The organism is Haloarcula onubensis (assembly GCF_031624605.1).
Taxonomy (GTDB): domain Archaea; phylum Halobacteriota; class Halobacteria; order Halobacteriales; family Haloarculaceae; genus Haloarcula; species Haloarcula onubensis.
The window spans coordinates 470,214-487,886 of the sequence record NZ_JAMQOS010000003.1; the positions used below are offsets into that span (position 1 = coordinate 470,214).

A 17,673-nucleotide genomic window follows, 5' to 3' on the forward strand; every position below is an offset into this window, starting at 1 on the left:
CCTGCGACCGGGGAAGCTGTTTTACTGTCGCACGATGAGAGACCACTCGATGCGCACGCTCCCTGTGACAGTCGATGACGCCCCCGCGACGCTCGTGTGTGCGTCGTCGATGGGTCCCGAGGACAGTTGCCTGGACCTGCTCGCGACGACGCCGGCGACGACCGTCCTCTGGGTCACGTACTCCCGCCCGCCGTCGGCCTGTATCGACCAGTTCCGCGCGGCCGACGCGTCGGGGTCGCTGTCGGTCATCGCCGTCGGCGATTTGCCGACCCCCGACGACGACGACGTGACGGTCAAATCCGTGTCGACGCCGGACGACCTCACCGGACTCGGAATCACGCTCAGCCAGGCGCTCTCGGCCAACGACGACGCCGTCGTCTGTTTCGACTCGCTGACCACGGTGCTCCGGCACGTGGCGACGGAGACCGCCTACGAGTTCCTCAACGCGCTCACCGGGCACCTCTACGCGGCCGACGCCAGCGCGCACTTCCATCTCGACCCCGCCGCCCACGACCCCGAGACCGTCGACGCGCTGGCGTCACTGTTCGACGCCATCGTCGAGCGCGAGGACGGCGAGTGGGCGGTTCGACGCCGGAGATTGTTGCGGCAGTAGAGGACAAAATTTTAATCAGATACGCCCGTCAGCACGGTCTGTGCTGCTGGTCGTTACGTACACGCGGGCGGCACGCCGGGACCTGCGAAACGTCTGCCGGGCCCACGAGGAGCTTGTCGTCCGGCAGTTCGGCCAGGCCGCGCTGCTGTCGGCCACGGAGTTTGGCGCGTTCCAGGCGCTCCGGCTCCGCGAGAAACACGGCCTCGACGCTCAGATAGAGCGCGTTCGGCCGTTCGAGCCCGAGGACGCGCCCGAGCGGGTCCGCGAGGCGGCCCGGGCCTACGAGGCCCGCGAGACCGCTTCGACGCCGTACCGGCAGTTCGCCGCGGGGCGGGACCTCCCCGCCGCCGACCGGCTCCGGGGTGAGGAGCTGTGAGACTCCGCGTCCGCGGGACGACCTACGAGGGGCGGGCCGTCGACCTGCGGTGTCGGGACGTCGACGGGCGAACCGTCGCTGCGGCGCTCCGGGGCGACCGTCGCCTCCCGGCCGTCGACGCGCCCGCGCCCGGCCCGGTGGCCGACTACTGCGGGCACGTCCACCCGGCGATGGGCCTGCGGACGAAGACGGCGCTGGCCGCGGCCGCCCGCTCGCGGGGCCACGAGACGGCCCACGACGAGGCAATCGCCGACCTGCGGGACCGACTGGCCGCCCTCGACCCGGCGGAGCCGTCGCTGCCGCGGGCGCGGGCCCCGGTCGACGACCGGACCGTCGCCGAACTCCGCGAGGCGGCCGCGACGGCGCGCGGTCGGCTGACGGCCCGCGAGGAACTGGGCGCGGACACCGACGCGGTCGAACAGCGGGTGCGCGAGACCGCCCGGACCCTGGCCGAACGCGAGACCGAGCGCGCCGCGGCCGCACAGAGCCGCCGGCAGCGGCGCGACCGCGCCCGGGAGTACCGCGACCGACAGGCCCGGCGCCGGCGGCTGGCCGACCGGCTGGCGAACCGGCGGCGCGACGCCCGCCGCGCGCTCGTCGAGAGCGTCGCCGACGAGTTCGCGGCCGCGCTCGACGCCGTCCCGGGGGTCACGACCGACGAGCGCGGCGACGACCCGCTCGACGCGCCGCCGGTCCCGGCCGCGCTGGCGACCCTCCGACTCGCTCGTACCGACGCGCCGGTCGTCCTGGAGACCGACCGCTTTTCGAGCCCGGCGGCCGCGGCCGACTGGCTCTCGGCGCCGGTCGTCCGGTGCTGAGATTTAAATCCGAGCGAGGGACCACCGCCCGGCATGGTTACGTTCGACTGCTCGGCCAGCCACCACGACGGGGTGACGCTGGTCACCGTCCGCCTGCGGGACATCGACGTCCCGACGCGAGTGACCGTTCGGAACTGCCTCGACGGCCCGGTGTGGCCCCCGCGCAGCGAGGGGTTGCCCGAAGCGGGCTGGACGGCGACCGGCTTCTCGGGCGTCGTCGCGCCCGGCTCGCACGCCCTGGGTTACGCGACGCCGGCCCGGCCCGAGGGGACGCCCGCCGAACTCGCCGACGCCGTCGCGGTCCCGGAGGCCGACCCGGTCGGCGAGCGGACCGACCGCCCCGCCGACGTGGTCCGCAAACTGGGTGACCCGTCGCCGCCCGGCGACGCCGTCCCGGCCGCTGAGTCGGCGGTGTCCCCGCCCGCACAGACGACGGCGGACACCGCCGCCGCGTCGCCCCTCTCGGAAGACGGGCGCGGGTCCGGCCCCGCGCCGTCGAGTGCGGACGCCGAGCCGGCGCCCCGTGGGCCCGACGCGGAGGCCGACCAGACGCGGCTCCCGCCGGAACTCGGCCCGTGGCTGGCGGAGATGGAACGCCGGGCCGACGTCGCCGAGGCGCTCGCCGGAGCCGAGACTGTCCCCGAAGCCACGGATGCGGTCCGGGCGGCAGGGGGGCTGGCCGCGGTGCGGACGCTCTCGGCCGCCGGGGACGAACGCCAGCTCAGACGCCTCGCTCGGCGGGCGCGCCGGCTCGCCGACCGGCGGGCGGCGGCGACGATACCGGTCGAGACGCTCTCGACGCTCGCATGATTCTGGCCGTCACCGGCGGCAAGGGCGGCGTCGGCAAGTCGACGGTCGCGTACAACCTGGCGGCCCAGCTAGACGGCGTCGTCGTCGACGGCGACCTCGCCATGGCGGACCTGCCCGCGGGTCACGGGCCGGACCTCCACGACGTGCTGGCGGGCCGAGCGACGCCCGGGGAAGCCGTCCGCGAGGACGGGCCAGTGACGATGCTCCCCTGCGGGCGCACCCTCGCCGGCGCCCGGGCCGTCGACCCGACGGAGCTGACCGACACGCTCGAAACCCTCGACCGAACCCACCGCTGGGTGGTGGTGGACTCGCCGGCCGGGCTGCGCGCCGACGTGGGGCTGCCACTCGCCGTCGCCGACGCGGCGGTGCTGGTGACGACCGACTCGACGGCGGCGCTGGCCGACGCGCTCCGGGTGCGGGAACTCGCCAGAGAACTCGACGCCGGGCTCTGCCGGGTCGTCCTCAACCGGACCGGCGCCGACCCGGCGACCGAGGCCGTCGCCGACCGCTTCGGAGCCCCGGTCGTCCCGGTCCCCGACAGCGAGGCGCTGGCGGCGGCCCAGCGCCACGGCCGCCCCGTCGACCGGACCGCGCCGGACTCGGCGGCGGCGACGGCCTTCGAGTCGCTGGCGGCGGGCGTCTACGCCTGTAGTTCGGTGTAGGTCGCCCGCAGCGTCACCGGCGTCACGTCGGCCACCTCGGCGGCCTCGGCCTGCGTCAACTCGCCGTCTCGCTCCTGAGCGGCGGTGTAGAGACACGCCGCGGCGACGCCCGCGGGATTGCGCCCGCCGACGAGCCCGCGCTCGCGCGCCTCCGCGACGAGTTGCTCGGCCCGGCCCCGGATTTCCTCGGGGAGGTCCAGCGCGCTCGCGAAGCGGGGGACGTACTCCCGCGGGTCGATTGGGCCGGTCGGCAGACCCAGATCGCGGTTCAGGGCGTCGTAGGCCGCCCGGAGTTCGGCCGGGTCCGCGCGGGCGGCCCGACACAGCTCCTCGACGGTCCGGGCGACGCCCTCGGTCCGGCAGGTCGCGTAGACGGTCGCCGCGGCAAAGCCCTCCAGCGAGCGACCCTGCAGCAGGTCTTCGTTCTGGGCCGACTCGAAGAGCACACACGCCCGGTCGCGGATGGCCGCCGAGAGGCCGAGCGAGCCGACGATACGCCGTATCTCCGTGAAGGCGTACACCTGGTTGCGCTCGCGCTTGGAACTGACCTGCGCCCGGCGGTGTTGCCGGCGCAGCCGCGCCATCTGTCGTCGCTTGCGGCCCTTGAGCCGGGTCGACCGGCCGATTTCCGTCGAGAGCCCGCGGTCGTGTCGGGAGCGGGTCAGCGGTGCGCCGGTCCGGGCGCTGTCGGTCTCCTCGTCCTCGAAGCTGCGCCACTCCGGCCCGCGGTCGATGCTGTCCTCGCCGACGACCAGCCCGCAGTGGGTACACACCGTTTCACAGCCGTCCTGTTTCAGCGAGCCGTCGCACTCGGGGCAACCGGCAGTTGTCGTTGACATACTCGAAGCTACGGCCGCCAGGGGGGTTAAAAAACCGGCGGGAGAAGCGTTCTGTGGCCGCTTTCGGACGAAATCACCTACCGGTTACCGGTAGGTAGAAAACCATTGCCGACGACGCCGCTACCGCGCAAACCCCAAACTTAAATTCGAAGACGGCGAATCCGGAACCAATGGGCCTGGCCGACATCGCTGCCGGCATCGAGGTGACAGAGTGCCAGCGCGAGCGCGGCGTGGCGGCCGTCGACGACACCGACGACTCGCTGGCCGAGCAGTTGGCGCCCTTCGCCGAGGAGCTCCCCTGTGACCCGGACGCGGCGGCGACCGTCGTCGACGCCTACGCGGGCGGCCGGGCCGTCGACGACTGTGGCCACATTGCCGACGTGCCGCCGGTGACGGCGGCGAAGACGTTGCACCTGCTCGGCGAGCAGGTCTCGCCGGTCGGCCCGCAGGGACGGGACATCGTCGCCGACTGGCTCGACGGCCGGCTCTCCCGCAGCGACGCCATGGCACTGACCGGTGTCGGCGAGCGCACCTTCGCGCTTGCGGCCTACGTCGAGAGCACCGAGCCGCTGCCCGAGGCCCGCGACGCCGTCGAGGGCGCGCTGGAAACTGAGGACGCGGACCCGCTGGGGGAGGCCCGCAGCGATGTCGGCGAGCTGCTGTGAATCTCCGTGTGAACGCCCTCTCGGCTGCGTCGCTGGTCGGCGGTGTCGGCGAGTCGCTGTAACGTTCTCACCACCGGCGACCGAGGCACCGGACACAGCCGTTTCGCGCCACCTTCAGCCCGTCACCGTCACCGGTTCTGTAACTCTATCTACTGGACCACGCTTTTGACCCCCCGCGGAGAACCCAGGGGTATGTCGGCATCCGAACTGGCGGCGGCGGTGGGTCGGGCCCTCGCCGTGGACGGCGAGGAGTTCCACGAGCGGGCGCGAGCGGAGGCCACGGAGCTCAAAGAGGAGATTCGCTCGGGCACCTTCGACAACACGGAGGCCATCGTGGGGATGGAACTGGAGCTGTACGCCGTCGACGACCGGACCGACGCTCTGCGCCGGGTGCCACGCCAGCTGCTGGAGCTCATCGGCTTCGAGAAGGAACTGGGGCTCCACAACGCGGAGATGCAGACCAGCCCACAGCCGCTCAACTCCCACGGGCTGGCCGCCCAGCGCGACGAGTTGAAGGCGTCGCTGCTACCGGCCCAGCAGCGGGTCCGGAGCGAGGGCATCCGCCTCGTCTCCGATGGGATGTGGACGGTGCCGCCCAACGGCGAGACGGCCCGGGACTACCTCTGTGACTGCGTCGAGAAAGACGGGGTGCGCATCGGGACGAACATGACCGACGCGGTGCGGTACCACACGATGGCCAACACCGACTACCCGTCGGCGTTCGAACTCGACGCCCCGCACGTCTCGCTTTCGGCCGAGACCGTCATGCCCGAGTCGCTCATCACCTCCATCCAGCCCCACTACCAGATTCCCCACGCGCCCGACCTCCCGGAGTATTTCAGCTACGCCCTGCGCATCGCCGCGCCGGTGCTCGCGCTCTCGGTCAACTCGCCCTTTTTTCCGCCGGACCTCTACGACGACGCGCCCGACGAGGATATCGTCGCCGACGCACACATGGAGAACCGCGTCGGCGTCTTCGAGTCCGTCCTGAACCCCCGGGCGGACGATTCCACGCCGGCGAAGGTGTGTTTCCCGCCGGACTTCGAGACGGTCGCGGACGCCATCGACGACATCGTCGAGGACGACACTATCGTCCCGCGTCGACTCCAGTCGGGCACTCGCTTCGACGACGACTTCGTCCACTTCCGGCACAAACACGGCTCGTACTGGCGGTGGGTCCGCCCGGTCTTCGAGGGGCCCACCCGCTCCGCGGCGAACGCCCGCATCGAGTTCCGCCCGCTGCCCGCCCAGCCGACCGTCGACGACGCCGTCGCCTTCGAGGCGCTCGTCGCCGGACTGATGGAGAGCCTGGTCCGCTTCGAACACCCCATCAAGTCGCTCGACTGGGAGACGGCCAAGGAGAACTTCTACGCGGCCACGCGGCACGGGCTCGCGGCCGAGATGGAGTGGATTACGGCCGACGGCGCGACCACGACGGCGACCGACGAGATATACGGCGAACTGTTCGAACACGCTCGCGAGGGGCTGGAGGGCCGGGGCCTCTCGGCCGAGGCCGCCCACGAGTATCTCCGCCCGCTGCGCGAGCGCGTCGACCGCCGGACGACGCCGGCCCGCTGGAAACACGACTACGTCCGCAAGCGCGTCGAGGAGAACGTCCCGCTGGCCGAGGCCATCTGGGGGATGCAGAACGCCTACATCCGCCAGCAGGAGGCGACGCTGCTCGACGGCACCTTCCTCGACTGGCTCGAATAGTGGTCCGAATCGACGTCTCGCCGCGACTGCTCTGGGTCGGGGCCGCGCTCGTCGGCCTCGTCCACCTCGCCGTTCCCGGTCGCCTGCTTCGCTCGGGCGAGTTCGCCTACCGGTGGTTCCTGCGGGTGGAGTTCGAGCCGAAACCGGGGGCGAACGGGCGGGTCCGACTCGTCGGCCTGGGGTTTCTGGCCGTCGCTGCAGTCGTGCGCCGACTACTCGACGGCTGAGTCCACGTCGTCGCAGTCCGCCGACCGCTACTGGACGGCCGACTCGACGTAGTCGACCGCCTGCTCGGCCGTCTCGACGTGTTCTATTCCTTCGAGGGAATGTGTTCCGATGCCGGCTACCGGCCGGTCGATATCGAGCGCGTGACCGAGTTCCGAGAGTGTTCCAGTACTGCCATCGACGGCGATAACGGCGTCGCCGTTCAGCACGACGAGGACGTTGCGGGCGTTGCCCATCCCCGTCCCGATGACCGTCTGGACGTAGTCGTTGGCGCTCCCTCGGTCCTCGTTGGGCAGGATGCCGATGGTGTGGCCGTCCGCCTCGCGGGCGCCCGCACAGACCGCTTCCATCACGCCACCGAAGCCGCCACAGACGACCTCGTGGCCGCGCTCACCGAGGAGTTCGCCCACTTGGCGCGCCTGTTCGTACTCCTGGTCCGTCGCACTGGAACCGCCGATAACGGCAACACGCATGCCCCGGCTATCGGCTCACGGGGCAAAAAGAACCCCTGCTCAGACCTGGTCGAGCCAGTCCTGGGCCTGCGAGGGGGAGGCGTTCGTTATCTCGGCCAGTTCGGCCGGGTCGTACGCCTGTAGGTCTGCGACCGTCTGGATGCCGGCGTCGTGGAGCCGGTCGGCGTAGGTCGGCCCGATACCGGAGACGGTGTCGACGTCCGCGCTAAGCTCTCCGCCCTCCTCGGCGGCGACAGCGTCGTCGGCGTCGTCTTCGGTCGTCGCTTCCGACGCCGCGGCGGCCTCGCTGTCCGACTCGGCGTCCGCGTCGACGGCCTCGCTGGCCGCTTCCGCGACCTCGTCGACCGCGGCCCGGGCCTCGTCCTCGGGGGACTCGACCTCGATGTCGACCTCGCTGTCGTTGCGCTCGCTGTACCACTCGGCCACGTCGGGCCACAGCTCGGCGTGCGTCGAGGAGGAGACCGAGAGGCCGATGTGACCGGTGGAGAACTCCATGATGGTCGTGTCGTCGCTCGGGATGACCTCGTTGAACGGCTTGGAGGCCGCCGCCGGGACGAGGTGGTCGTACTCGCCCATCAGCTGGAGGACGGGCATGTCGATGTTGTCGATGTCGACGTGCTTGCCGCCGATTTCGAGCTCGTTCTTGTAGAGCTTGTTCTCCTGGTAGATATCCTCGAGGAACTGGACGTACGTCTCGCCGGCGACGTCGATGCCGTCGCCGAGCCACTTCTCCATCCGGCCGAAGTTCTCGACGAACGACTCGTTCTCGATGTTCTCGGCGAAGCGGATGTACTTCGAGACGTAGTTCTCGACGGGGTCCATCAGCGCAAAGCCCACGTCGAGCATCTCGGCGGGGACGTTACCGAACGTGTCGGTCACCTCGCTTGGCTCGTAGTACTCGCCCGCGCCCCACTCTTCGAGGACGCCGCCCGTCTGGTCGAAACAGAGGCCGGCGGCCATCAGACCGAGGGTGTTGACCTTCTCCCTGTGCAGCGCGCTGTACATCACCGACATCGTCCCGCCCATACAGTAGCCAAGCAGGTTGATGGCGTCCTCGCCGGAGCGCTCGCGGACCACGTCGACGCAGTTGTCGATGTAGCGGTTGACGTAGTCGTCCAGCGTGAGGTGCTGGTCGAGCCGCGAGGGCTCGTTCCAGTCGATGAGGTAGACGTCGTGGCCGCCTTCGAGCAGGCGGCGGACCACGGAGCGCTCCTCCTGGAGGTCCAGGATGTACGGCCGGTTGATGAGCGCGTAGACGATGAGGATGGGAACCGACTCCTTGTCCTCTTCGTCGACCTCGATACCGGCGGCCTCGGCGTCGTAGTGGAGCAGTTCGAGCTTGTTCTCCTCGTAGACGACCTCAGAGGGCGTCTGGCCCACCTCGACGGACTCCATCAGCTCGACGCGCTCGTCGGCTATCTGGGCCGTGTCGGCGGCGTCGGTCATCGCCTCTAGGGACTTGCGCTGCCAGTCGAGTGCGGCCGCGAAGGGGCTGTAGTTGCTTGCCATGTTATTCGAGTTGCTCGATGATTCTGTCGAGCTTCTCCTCGACGGCGTGCTGGCGCCGCTCCAGTTCGACGAGTCGCTCGGCGACCTCGTCCATGTCCCCGCGGGTCGGGAAGCCCATCTGGGCGATGGCGTCCTGGTTCATCTCCTGGGCGTCCTGTTGCATCTCCATCATCGACTCGACGAGCTGGCCGTTCGCCGCGGCGAAGGCGGACGTGCCCATCACGTGCTTGAACGCCTCGTTGGCCGACTTGAGCCAGATGTCGCGGAACTCCGCGGGGTCGACGTCCTCGCCCTGGGCGGCGTCGGTCGAGCGCGCTATCATCTGTTCGGCCGCGTCGACCCACTCCTCGTAGGCCCGGTTGTACCCCTGGAACCCCTCGCTGAGTTCCTCCTCTTTGGGGATGGAGTCCTCGACCGCGTCGGCCCACGACTCCACGAACGTCGCCTGTGCCTTCATGTTCTGCTCCATGGAGTCGGCGACCGCCGCGTTCATCTCCTCGACCATCTCCGTCCACTCGTCTTGCATCTGGTTTGTATCGCTCATTGGTGTACTATCGTCCTGTTGCGCACAAAAAACGGCTGGTTCGGGTTACGCCTCGACGGCGTCGGCGGCCTGAGCCTGCACTTCCTCGACCTGGGACTGAATCTCCTCGACCTGCTCCTGGACCTCTTCGAGCTGGTCACCGAACTGCTCGGCGACCTCGACGGACTGGGACTCCAGTTCCTCGTGGGCCTCGACGAGCATCGAGACCTGCTCGTCGACGGCGGCGACGTAGTCCTCGGTCATCTCGTCGTAGGCCTCGACGCCCTCGAGCATCTCGCTCTCGACGCTGTCGAAGACCTCGGCGTGGTTCTCGAGCAGGAAGTCGTACTGCTCGTCGACGGTGGCGCGGACCTCGTCGATGGTGCCGGCCATGCCGGGGACGGTCGCCTCGACGGCGTCGAGGTAGCTGTGGAAGGCCGTCTTCGTCAGCTCGACGGAGCGGCGCTGGGCCGACTCCTGGGTGTCGAGGCTGTCGATGAGCGCCTCGTTGACGTTCTGCTGGAAGCTGATGGACTGCTCCAGGGCCTTCTGGCTCTGTTCGATGGTCGCACGCTGCATCTCGAAGGCGGTCGTGACGGGGGTGGTGTAGTCTACCATTGGTATCACTCTTGGTTATTGCTGACCGGGAGGACGACTGTCTGGACGATGTCACCTTCCTCGATGCCGAGCGCCTCGCGCTCCGCGTCGGGGATGCTGATTCGGCCGCCGCTCTGGACACGCGTCTTGAACGTCGCCATCTGGCTCATCGCACCCAGCTGATTCATATCGAAGCTCGGCATGCCGCCGCTGGCGAACAGTTGCTTCATCAGCTGCTGTTGCTGCTCCATCGCGCTCTCGCTCGCCTGCTGCATTCCCCGGAACATCGGGGGCCACATCATCGAGTCGTCCTCGTCGGCCATCGGTACCTGGTACTTCTCCGTTCAGCGACTTAAAACTTTCCGTCTCATACCATCTGTTACCATTGAATGGTTCTGAATGGTTTAGCTCCCGGAGCGGCGTCGAACGCTCCGCTCGCTCTCGCTGCACGCGTGAACTGAAATCGATATTGCCGTTGACGGGCGATAGACGCCGTCTCCTGCCCGTAGAGTGAAATTTAACACCAAAGTTTAATAGCCCGACCCCTAAACACGATTTATCAATGAGTTCTGAATCATTGCGGAACCCACTGCTCGACACGTGGACCGAGACATCTTCTCACATGTTCAACAGCGTCGTCGCGGCCAACCGGGCGGCGTTTGCGGCGTTCGGCGTCAACGCCGACGACGAACTCCCGAAGCCGGCCGAGCGCATCGAGCCCGACGAGGACCTCCCCGAGTGGCACGTGACGATTTCGGAGGACCACCCCGGCGAGATGGGTGTCGGCGACCGCATCGAGTTCACCAAGACCATCTCCGAGAACGACGTCAAGCAGTTCGCCGCCGCCAGCGGCGACACCAACCCGCTCCACCTCGACGAGGAGTTCGCCGAGGAGACCCGTTTCCGCGGCCGTATCGCCCACGGCACCCTCGTCGGGAGCCTCATCAGCGCCGCACTCGCGCGCCTGCCCGGACTGACAATCTACCTCTCCCAGGACCTGGAGTTCCACAACCCCGTCCGCATCGGCGACCGCCTCACCGCCGAGTGCGAGATCGTCGAGGACCTGGGCGACGAGCAGTACCGCCTCACCACGCGGGTCAAGGAAGACGACACGGTCGTCATCGACGGCGAGGCCGTCGTCCTCATCGACGACCTGCCCGAAGACAGCTAGCCGGGCTCACTCCCCCGTCGCACAGAACGACCGCACCGCGCTGTTGAACCGTTCCGGACACTCCCGTGGCGGGTTGTGGCCGCAATTTTTCACCAGTTTCAACTCGCTCTCCGGCAGCGTCGCGGCCGCCTTCCGCGACCACGACGGCGGCAACAGCGGGTCCTCGTCGCCGTGAATCACCAGCGTCGGCACGGAGAGTTCCTCCAGCCGGTCGGCGTAGTTCGTCCGGAACCCGGTCCGGCCGAACTCGCTGCGCTGCCAGCGCCGCATCGCCCGCACGGTCCGGCGGTCGACCACGCTGTCCACGTCCTCGACAAGCGCCTGTGGCGGCTCGGTCGCGCCCATGCTCCGCAGTCCCGTCCTGATGGCCGGCTTCGACGTGCTCACGCCGTGCCAGAGCAGGTTCCCGAGTACCGGGGTCTGGAGGACGCTGCTTGCGGCCGTCCGCCAGTAGGCGTCCCCGCCCAGCCCGTAGCTGTTGACCAGCACCAGCCGCTCGACGCTGCCGCCGTCTAAGGCGTGGCCCAGCGCCAGCGCCCCGCCCATCGACAGCCCCGCCATCGCGGGCTCGTCGACGTCTATGGCGTCCAGAAACGCCTCGACGGTCGCCAGATAGTACGACGTCGTGTACGCGCGGTTCGGTTTGTCGCTCTCACCGTGGCCCGGCAGGTCCGGCGCGTAGACGGTCCGCTCGTCGGCCAGCGCTGGCAGCGCGTGGCGCCAGGAGACCGTCGCGGCGTCCAGTCCGATACCGTGCAGGAAGACCAGCGGCGGCCCGCTGCCGCCGGTCCGGTAGTGGAGGTCCACGTCGTCGCCGTCGACGGTCAGTTCGACGCGCTCTGACGTGATGTCGGTGCTCATTGTCCCCACTCGGGCCCCGCGCCGGATGAGGCTTTCTCAACACTGATTACCACGACACACAGTCGCTCGTCGGCCGCCGCTCGATGCACCGACGGCGGAGCCACGAGGGCGTCCCCGCCACCTATTTCACTCGTAGGCACCGTCTCGCTCGAGTCGCCCCTTCTCCCGAACTACCGACGGCGTCCGACACCGCCCCGGTTCCCCGGCCACCTGCGGAACAGTGCAGTTGTTACAGCTCTCACACAGGGCGTCCTCCCCGGCGAGCAGTCTGGTGCCCAGTCGCGGTTCGGCGTAGAACGGCCGGGCCATCCCCACTGCGTCGGCCGCCGGCGTGGTTCCGTCGGCGCCCAGATACCGGTCGCAGTCGGCTCGCGTCCGTAGCCCCCCTTCCAGCAGCACCGGCACGTCGACCCGCTCGCGGACCCGTCGGCAGAACTCGGCGTTCCACCCCGGCTCGCGGTCGAAGCGGCGGGCCTGCAACCGATTCAGGAACGCCACCGCTCGCGCCCGGAAGCGTCCGCCAAACGCCGCCGCGTAGTCGGCCCGTAACTCGCTCGCTTCCCACGCCCGCTCGGGATACGCGCCGCGGACGATGCTCATGTCCCAGAACGTCGAGACCTCGACGGGAACGAGGGCGTCGTACCCGATTGCGGTCAGTCGCTCTGCCGTCTCGACGGCTTCGGCCATCGAGATGTGCCTTCGAACGAAACTCGGTGCGACGGTCTCCGCCGGCACCTTCGTCACCAGCGGGATATCGCCCGCGTGGTCGCGGACGGCGTCGTGAATCGCCTCCAGGAAGCGGACGCCGTCGGCGAACTCGTCGTCCCGCCGGTTGTAGAAGGGCGAGAGGAACTGCTGAATCAGACTCATGTTCGCCGCCGAGAGGTGGATACCGTCGTAGCCGGCGTCGACGGCGTGGCCCGCACAGCGGCCGAACTGCGCCGCCAGTTCGTATGTTTCCTTCGTGGATAGTATATCTGGGGCAAGCGAAAGCAGCCCCAGACGGTCCAGCGCCCGGAGCTGCCACGGCGGTCGCGAGACGGCCAGTTGTCGCTCCTCGGCGTTGCGTTCCCGGTACGCCGCGTGCCACGTCGCCATGCTCCGCAGCCCGCCGTGTGCGAGCTGGAGGAATATTTTACCTTCGTGTGTATGAATCGCGTCGGTGAGCCGTTCGAGTCGGGCGACGAAGTCGGGGTCGTGGACCCGCGTCATGTTCGGTGCGGCACAGCCACCCTCGGGCGTGACGATGCTCGCGCCCTGGAAGACGAGGCCGACGCCAGAGGCCGCGCTGGGTTCGAGTTCGGAGACGAGCGTGTCGACAGCGCCCTCGCCGTTGCCGGCACACTCCAGCACCGGCGCGCGGTAGAGGCGGTTCGGAAGCTCGCAGCCGCCGATTTCCAGCGAGTCGGTGAGTTCCGTCACGGCTCCGCGAGTCGCTGCGTTCGGTCGCCGCGCTGTCCGCGCATACGTCTACCTTCGCGCGTGTGATTCAAAGTCCCGTCGCCGATACTCGCTACTTCTCGACCCCGTCGCCGATACTCGCTACTTCTCGACGACCAGCAGCGCTACCCGTTCTCGGACGGCGTCAGCCAGCGTCCCCTCGGTCGCGGCGAGTTCGGTGTCGCCCACGTCGAAGAAGTCCCGGACGCGCTCGGCGTCGTAGCCGCCCAGCGTCTCGGCCGGCGTGAGCAGGTTCCGCAGGTCGTCGGCCGCCCGTTCCGCGTCGTCGTCGCTCTCTGCCACTACCACTGCGACGACCGGACAGTCCCCCTCGCTGACGCCCATCTCCAGGGCGCGGTTTATCTGGCGGCGGCCGGCGGCGTACAGCAGTATCTCGACGCCGAAGTCGTCGGCGATGGTGTCGCCGCGCTCGCGGGTGCGGGCGGCCAGTTCGACGGCCCGTGCCAGGTGCGCGCGGTCGACGACGTAGCGGGCGTCGAACGCCTGTATCGTAACGCCGTGGGCGTCACCGACGGCGTCGAGTTCGGCCACGAACGCGCCCACGTCGTCGATATCGGCGTGGCCTTCGACGACCTCCATCAGAAGTCCCCCAGGCTGGACTGGTCCTCTTCGGATTCGGCCGCGTCGTCCTCCTCGCCGTCACGGGGCGATTCCTCGCTCACCTCGACGTCGGGGTCGGGCTCGACGCCCTCCATCGAGGGGTTCCGGTGGCCGGCGTTCTCGAGGACGTTCTCGGCGGTCTTCCGACGACCCCGCAGGGCGGCCAGCACGACCGGTTTGGCGGCGTCGCGCAGTTGTGCGCGGTCGGCGATACCGGCCTCGAACAGCCGTCGGGCGCGCTTGCGACCGACGCCCCGGACCCCGGCGAGGTCGACCAGTTCCGCCCGCACGCCGTGTTCGACGCGGATGCGGGCCTTGCTGATTGCGCGGGCGGCGTCGGAATCGACCTCGCCGGCCAGGGACTCGGCGGCCCCCAGCAGCCACTGGGCCGTCTCGACCTTCCCGCGGATGTCCCCCGGTCCGACGCCGTACCGCTCCGTGATAGTCTCCTCGTCGACCTCGCTGGCCCAGTCTTCGAGCAGGCGGGCGGTCTTGAGCGCGGAGAGCCAGTCCTCGAAACGCTCGTCCTCGAACTCCGAGGGCGTGGGCCCGAGCAGTTCGTCCTCCCGCTCGTACAGCGCCATCTCGTACTCCTCGCGGTCGCCCGAGCGCAGGTAGAGCTGGTACATGTCCGGCGTGCGAGATACCAGATGATAGAGACCGAGCGCGGAGATGTCGTCGGGGTCGACGGCGTCGTTCTCCTCGCGCTCTTCGGCGAGTTCGCTCGCGGTGGTGAAGCCGTCGGCGGCTGCCTCGTCCGGTTCGTCGCTCGCGGTCTCCTTGCCCGCATGGCGCGCCCAGTACTCCAGCCCGTCGACGATTTCCGCGGCGCTCATCGGGTCGAGATACAGCCGCGAGACCGTGTGTCCGAGCGAAGTCGCGTCCAGCTCACCGGCGTCGACTTCGAGGAAGCCGTTGCGCTCCAGATACGTCAACACGTCGTCGACCACACGTTCGAGGCGGCCGCTCTCGTCGGTCTGGCTGGCATACAAGGTCTGTTCGAGGAACTCCAGCAGGCCCGACCGGGAGCGGGCAAAGCCCGAGGCGACCGTGGCGAGGATGTGGGTCCGCAGCGCCGGTTCGGCGGCGAGTTTCGAGCGCACGGGCTCGGGGTCGGCCCAGACGTACCGCTCGAACAGTTCGTCGAGTTCGTCGTGGCTGCTCGCGACGAGGACGGCTTCCCCGTACGGGTCCAGTCCGGGTCGGCCGGCCCGTCCCATCATCTGGTGTACTTCGAGTACGGAGAGGGGCGCCATCCCGCCCGCCGACCCGTCGTAGCGGCGCCAGTCCCGGACGACGACGCGCCGGGAGGGCGTGTTGACCCCCGCCGCGAGCGTCGGCGTCGCACAGACGACCTTCACCAGCCGGTCCTGGAACGCCTGCTCGACGAGTTCCCGGTGGCCCCGGGCCAGCCCAGCGTGGTGGAAGGCGGCGCCGTCTTTTACGGCGTCGGCCAGGTCGTCGCTGGTCTCCGTGTCGCTCACGTCGCGGATTTCGGCGGCGATGCCCTCTAACTGGGCCTTCTCGTCGGCGCTGAGGTGGGGCCGGACCGTACTCGCCAGCCGGCCCGCGGCGGCCTCGGCGTTGCGCCGGGAGTTGACGAACACGAGCGTCGACCCGCCCTCCTCGACGTTTCCGTCCTCGTCGGTGTCGTCCTGCAGCGTGTCCCGGACGATGGCGGCCGTGGGCTTCTCGCTGTTCTGCACCGAGAGCCGGTGCTGGCTCCCGTCTTCCAGGTGCAGGGCCTGCCCGTAGTGGACGCCCTTCTGGAGCTCGATGGGGCGCCAGTCCGAGTCGACGAGTTCGGCGTCGAGCCAGCCGGCGAGTTCGCCGGCGTTGCCGATGGTCGCGGAGAGTGCGACCGTCTGGAGGTCCGGGTTCAGCCGACGGAGTTTGGCGAGCGTCACTTCGAGCGTGGGCCCACGCTGGCCGTCGTCGACCAGATGCACTTCGTCGCTGACGACGCAGGTCAGGTCCTCCAGCCACGGCGCGTCGTTGCGCACGAGGGAATCGACCTTCTCGCTGGTGGCGACGACGATGTCCTTGTCGCCGAGCCAGCCCCCGTCCGACTCGTAGTTGCCCGTCGAGACGCCCACCGAGAGCCCGTACTGCTCGAACTGCTCGAACTCCGCTTGCTTCTCGCTGGCCAGCGCTCTGAGGGGGACGATGTAGAGGGCCTTGCCGCCGCGGGCGACGGCCGACAGCATCGCCAGTTCGGCGACGAGCGTCTTGCCGCTCGCCGTGGGGATGGCGGCGACGATGTTTTGCCCCTCGGTCACCCCCGCCTCGACGGCCTCGGCCTGTGGCGGGTACAGCTGTTCGATGCCGTCGGCGCGTAGGTGGTCGGGGAGCCAGTCGGGCACACCCGGCAGGTCCGCAACGTCCATTGGTCCGTGGTTGGGTCCCGCGGTGATTTAAACTCTCGTCATCGGTTGCCCGAATCGCTTTTATGCTTGCTTGGCCTCGCGGATGTATGGAGACCCCCGTCGACGACGGTGCCGACCGGACGATTCGCGTCCTCCTCGTCGACGACCAGCCCGACCTCGCGGAGGTGACCGGGCTGCATCTGGAGAACCGGCGCGACAGCTTCGAGGTGGTCCTGGCCCCCGACGGCCCGACGGCGCTCGACCGCCTCGAAGCGACGGCCGTCGACTGCGTCGTCAGCGACTACGAGATGCCCGGGATGGACGGTCTGGAACTGCTGCGGGCGGTCACGGAACGCGAGCCGTCGCTCCCCTTTATCCTCTATACGGGCAAGGGCAGCGAGGAGATAGCCAGCGAGGCCATCTCCGCCGGCGTCACCGACTACCTCCAGAAGCGCACGACCAGCGAGCAGTACGACGTGCTGGCAAACCGCATCGAGAACGCCGTCGCCCGGCGGCGCTCCGAGCGGGCCCGCGAGGAGTCAGAGGGTCGCTACCGCACCCTCGTCGACGCCTCGCCCCACGCCATCCTCGTCCACTACGGCGAGACTATCGTCTACGTCAACGACACTATGGTCCGGATGTTCGGCTTCGAGGCCCAGTCACAGGCCCACGGGACGGCGGCGATGTCGTACGTCCATCCCGACGACCGCGACGCCGTCCGCGAGCGGATGCGGCTGGTGCTCGACGACCGCGAGGAGTCGGACTGGATAGCCTGGCGGCTCCTGCGGGACGACGGTGAGATACGCGAGGTCGAGAGCCGGGGGACCCCGGTCGTCTACGACGGCCAGCGGGCGGTCCAGGTCGTGGTTCGTGACCTCACCGACCAGCGCCGCCGCGAGCGCCAGCTCGGCGCGCTCAACGGCGCGCTGGACGACCTGGCCGCGGCGGACGCCCGGACCGCCGTCGGCGAAACCGCCGTCGACGCCGTCGTCACGCTGCTCGAAGCCCCGACGGTCGGCGTCTTCGAGGCCGTGGAAGGCGCGTTGCTCGAACTCGCCGTGGCTGGGGCCGACGGGGTAGGCTTTCCGCCCGACGCCCGGGGGCTCCCGGACGACAGCGTCGAGATGGCCGCCTACCGGGCCGGCACCCCCCGGCTCGTCGACTCCTACGCCGCCCGCGAGGACCGCCTCGTGGACGGGGTCGCGTCGGTGTTCCTGTTTCCGCTCGACGACGACGGGTTGCTGTGGGTCGGGTCGCGCGAGGGGTTTGCGTCGGCCGACCGCGACGCCCTGGAGATTCTCGGCCGCGCCGTCGTGGCGGCGTTCGACCGTCTCGACGACTGAGCCCGTCTCCGCCGGCGTGAACGACGCGCTCGACCCCGAACGCCTTTG

The 17,673-nt window shown here is 69.4% G+C and carries 20 protein-coding genes; 10 read left to right on the forward strand and 10 right to left on the reverse strand.

Features of this window, described 5'->3' with window-relative positions; translation table 11 throughout:
• Positions 1-49 precede the first annotated feature (49 nt).
• Genes NDI86_RS11760 through NDI86_RS11780 form a run of 5 tightly spaced genes read left to right on the forward strand, consistent with a single transcriptional unit; the run spans position 50 to position 3,279 of the window.
• Positions 50-613 (forward strand): DUF7504 family protein, encoded by a 564-nt coding sequence (locus tag NDI86_RS11760; RefSeq protein ID WP_310900616.1) that lies wholly within the window; start codon positions 50-52, stop codon positions 611-613.
• Positions 614-653: 40 nt separating this feature from the next.
• A complete protein-coding gene (locus NDI86_RS11765; protein ID WP_310900617.1) occupies positions 654-989 on the forward strand; it encodes a DUF7855 family protein in 336 nt (111 codons plus the stop codon).
• Positions 986-1,807, forward strand: coding sequence for a DUF7856 family protein (locus NDI86_RS11770; protein WP_310900618.1), 822 nt, complete (start codon positions 986-988; stop codon positions 1,805-1,807). The genes NDI86_RS11765 and NDI86_RS11770 overlap by 4 nt, the downstream gene beginning before the upstream one ends.
• 33 nt (positions 1,808-1,840) lie before the next feature.
• Complete coding sequence (locus NDI86_RS11775) at positions 1,841-2,617, forward strand: DUF7857 domain-containing protein (protein ID WP_310900619.1); 777 nt, start codon at positions 1,841-1,843, stop codon at positions 2,615-2,617.
• The gene (locus NDI86_RS11780) at positions 2,614-3,279 is read left to right on the forward strand and encodes a MinD/ParA family ATP-binding protein (RefSeq protein WP_310900620.1); all 666 of its coding nucleotides are present in this window, start codon (positions 2,614-2,616) and stop codon (positions 3,277-3,279) included. The genes NDI86_RS11775 and NDI86_RS11780 overlap by 4 nt, the downstream gene beginning before the upstream one ends.
• Here NDI86_RS11780 and NDI86_RS11785 read toward each other — a convergent pair.
• Entirely contained in the window at positions 3,258-4,118 is an 861-nt protein-coding gene (locus tag NDI86_RS11785; RefSeq protein ID WP_310900621.1) for a transcription initiation factor IIB, read from the reverse strand. The genes NDI86_RS11780 and NDI86_RS11785 overlap by 22 nt on opposite strands.
• Before the next feature lie 170 nt (positions 4,119-4,288).
• On the opposite strand from NDI86_RS11785, the gene NDI86_RS11790 reads away from it, so the two are divergent.
• The 3 genes from NDI86_RS11790 to NDI86_RS11800 all read left to right on the forward strand — a co-directional run bounded on the left by NDI86_RS11790 (position 4,289) and on the right by NDI86_RS11800 (position 6,723).
• Positions 4,289-4,783: a DUF7858 family protein gene (locus NDI86_RS11790; RefSeq protein WP_310900622.1), complete on the forward strand. Its 495-nt coding sequence runs from the start codon at positions 4,289-4,291 to the stop codon at positions 4,781-4,783.
• Positions 4,784-4,975: 192 nt separating this feature from the next.
• Entirely contained in the window at positions 4,976-6,496 is a 1,521-nt protein-coding gene (locus NDI86_RS11795; RefSeq protein WP_310900623.1) for a glutamate-cysteine ligase family protein, read from the forward strand.
• Entirely contained in the window at positions 6,496-6,723 is a 228-nt protein-coding gene (locus tag NDI86_RS11800; protein WP_310900624.1) for a hypothetical protein, read from the forward strand. Before NDI86_RS11795 ends, NDI86_RS11800 begins: the two co-directional genes overlap by 1 nt.
• A gap of 27 nt (positions 6,724-6,750) precedes the next feature.
• Here the strand turns inward: NDI86_RS11800 and NDI86_RS11805 are convergent, their stop codons facing one another.
• From NDI86_RS11805 to NDI86_RS11825, 5 genes are read right to left on the reverse strand one after another with little or no spacing between them, the layout of a single operon-like run.
• Positions 6,751-7,194 carry a TIGR00725 family protein gene (locus NDI86_RS11805; protein WP_310900625.1) on the reverse strand — a complete coding sequence of 148 codons (444 nt, stop codon included), beginning with the start codon at positions 7,192-7,194 and terminating at the stop codon, positions 6,751-6,753.
• Positions 7,195-7,233: 39 nt separating this feature from the next.
• Positions 7,234-8,703: a class III poly(R)-hydroxyalkanoic acid synthase subunit PhaC gene (gene phaC / locus NDI86_RS11810; RefSeq protein WP_310900626.1), complete on the reverse strand. Its 1,470-nt coding sequence runs from the start codon at positions 8,701-8,703 to the stop codon at positions 7,234-7,236.
• Position 8,704: 1 nt separating this feature from the next.
• Positions 8,705-9,247, reverse strand: a complete 543-nt coding sequence (locus tag NDI86_RS11815; protein ID WP_310900627.1) for a poly(R)-hydroxyalkanoic acid synthase subunit PhaE — start codon at positions 9,245-9,247, stop codon at positions 8,705-8,707.
• A gap of 45 nt (positions 9,248-9,292) precedes the next feature.
• On the reverse strand, positions 9,293-9,844 hold the full coding sequence (locus tag NDI86_RS11820; RefSeq protein WP_310900628.1) for a hypothetical protein: 552 nt from the start codon (positions 9,842-9,844) through the stop codon (positions 9,293-9,295).
• A 5-nt stretch (positions 9,845-9,849) separates the two neighbouring features.
• Positions 9,850-10,146: an AbrB/MazE/SpoVT family DNA-binding domain-containing protein gene (locus NDI86_RS11825; RefSeq protein ID WP_310900629.1), complete on the reverse strand. Its 297-nt coding sequence runs from the start codon at positions 10,144-10,146 to the stop codon at positions 9,850-9,852.
• 299 nt (positions 10,147-10,445) lie between these two features.
• Here NDI86_RS11825 and NDI86_RS11830 point away from each other — a divergent pair, with 299 nt between their 5' ends.
• Positions 10,446-10,994, forward strand: a complete 549-nt coding sequence (locus tag NDI86_RS11830; RefSeq protein WP_310900673.1) for a MaoC family dehydratase — start codon at positions 10,446-10,448, stop codon at positions 10,992-10,994.
• A 6-nt stretch (positions 10,995-11,000) separates the two neighbouring features.
• Here NDI86_RS11830 and NDI86_RS11835 read toward each other — a convergent pair whose 3' ends face one another.
• From NDI86_RS11835 to NDI86_RS11850, 4 genes are all read right to left on the reverse strand, one after another.
• Positions 11,001-11,855, reverse strand: coding sequence for an alpha/beta fold hydrolase (locus NDI86_RS11835; protein ID WP_310900630.1), 855 nt, complete (start codon positions 11,853-11,855; stop codon positions 11,001-11,003).
• Positions 11,856-11,981: 126 nt separating this feature from the next.
• Positions 11,982-13,277, reverse strand: a complete 1,296-nt coding sequence (locus tag NDI86_RS11840) for an oxidoreductase (protein WP_310900631.1) — start codon at positions 13,275-13,277, stop codon at positions 11,982-11,984.
• 120 nt (positions 13,278-13,397) lie between these two features.
• Positions 13,398-13,895, reverse strand: coding sequence for a KEOPS complex subunit Cgi121 (cgi121, locus tag NDI86_RS11845; RefSeq protein ID WP_310900632.1), 498 nt, complete (start codon positions 13,893-13,895; stop codon positions 13,398-13,400).
• Positions 13,895-16,303: an ATP-dependent DNA helicase gene (locus NDI86_RS11850; RefSeq protein WP_310900633.1), complete on the reverse strand. Its 2,409-nt coding sequence runs from the start codon at positions 16,301-16,303 to the stop codon at positions 13,895-13,897. Before NDI86_RS11850 ends, cgi121 begins: the two co-directional genes overlap by 1 nt.
• 86 nt (positions 16,304-16,389) lie before the next feature.
• Here NDI86_RS11850 and NDI86_RS11855 point away from each other — a divergent pair, with 86 nt between their 5' ends.
• Entirely contained in the window at positions 16,390-17,625 is a 1,236-nt protein-coding gene (locus tag NDI86_RS11855) for a response regulator (RefSeq protein WP_310900634.1), read from the forward strand.
• Positions 17,626-17,673 lie beyond the last annotated feature (48 nt).

Bases quoted from the DNA above. Each gene is read 5' to 3' on its own strand.
- NDI86_RS11760 (WP_310900616.1), top strand. From the start codon at position 50: ATGCGCACGCTCCCTGTGACAGTCGATGACGCCCCCGCGACGCTCGTG.
- NDI86_RS11775 (WP_310900619.1), top strand. From the start codon at position 1,841: ATGGTTACGTTCGACTGCTCGGCCAGCCACCACGACGGGGTGACGCTG.
- NDI86_RS11780 (WP_310900620.1), top strand. From the start codon at position 2,614: ATGATTCTGGCCGTCACCGGCGGCAAGGGCGGCGTCGGCAAGTCGACG.
- NDI86_RS11785 (WP_310900621.1), bottom strand. From the start codon at position 4,118: ATGTCAACGACAACTGCCGGTTGCCCCGAGTGCGACGGCTCGCTGAAA.
- NDI86_RS11790 (WP_310900622.1), top strand. From the start codon at position 4,289: ATGGGCCTGGCCGACATCGCTGCCGGCATCGAGGTGACAGAGTGCCAG.
- NDI86_RS11795 (WP_310900623.1), top strand. From the start codon at position 4,976: ATGTCGGCATCCGAACTGGCGGCGGCGGTGGGTCGGGCCCTCGCCGTG.
- NDI86_RS11805 (WP_310900625.1), bottom strand. From the start codon at position 7,194: ATGCGTGTTGCCGTTATCGGCGGTTCCAGTGCGACGGACCAGGAGTAC.
- phaC (WP_310900626.1), bottom strand. From the start codon at position 8,703: ATGGCAAGCAACTACAGCCCCTTCGCGGCCGCACTCGACTGGCAGCGC.
- NDI86_RS11815 (WP_310900627.1), bottom strand. From the start codon at position 9,247: ATGAGCGATACAAACCAGATGCAAGACGAGTGGACGGAGATGGTCGAG.
- NDI86_RS11820 (WP_310900628.1), bottom strand. From the start codon at position 9,844: ATGGTAGACTACACCACCCCCGTCACGACCGCCTTCGAGATGCAGCGT.
- NDI86_RS11825 (WP_310900629.1), bottom strand. From the start codon at position 10,146: ATGGCCGACGAGGACGACTCGATGATGTGGCCCCCGATGTTCCGGGGA.
- NDI86_RS11830 (WP_310900673.1), top strand. From the start codon at position 10,446: ATGTTCAACAGCGTCGTCGCGGCCAACCGGGCGGCGTTTGCGGCGTTC.
- NDI86_RS11835 (WP_310900630.1), bottom strand. From the start codon at position 11,855: ATGAGCACCGACATCACGTCAGAGCGCGTCGAACTGACCGTCGACGGC.
- cgi121 (WP_310900632.1), bottom strand. From the start codon at position 13,895: ATGGAGGTCGTCGAAGGCCACGCCGATATCGACGACGTGGGCGCGTTC.
- NDI86_RS11850 (WP_310900633.1), bottom strand. From the start codon at position 16,303: ATGGACGTTGCGGACCTGCCGGGTGTGCCCGACTGGCTCCCCGACCAC.
- NDI86_RS11855 (WP_310900634.1), top strand. From the start codon at position 16,390: ATGGAGACCCCCGTCGACGACGGTGCCGACCGGACGATTCGCGTCCTC.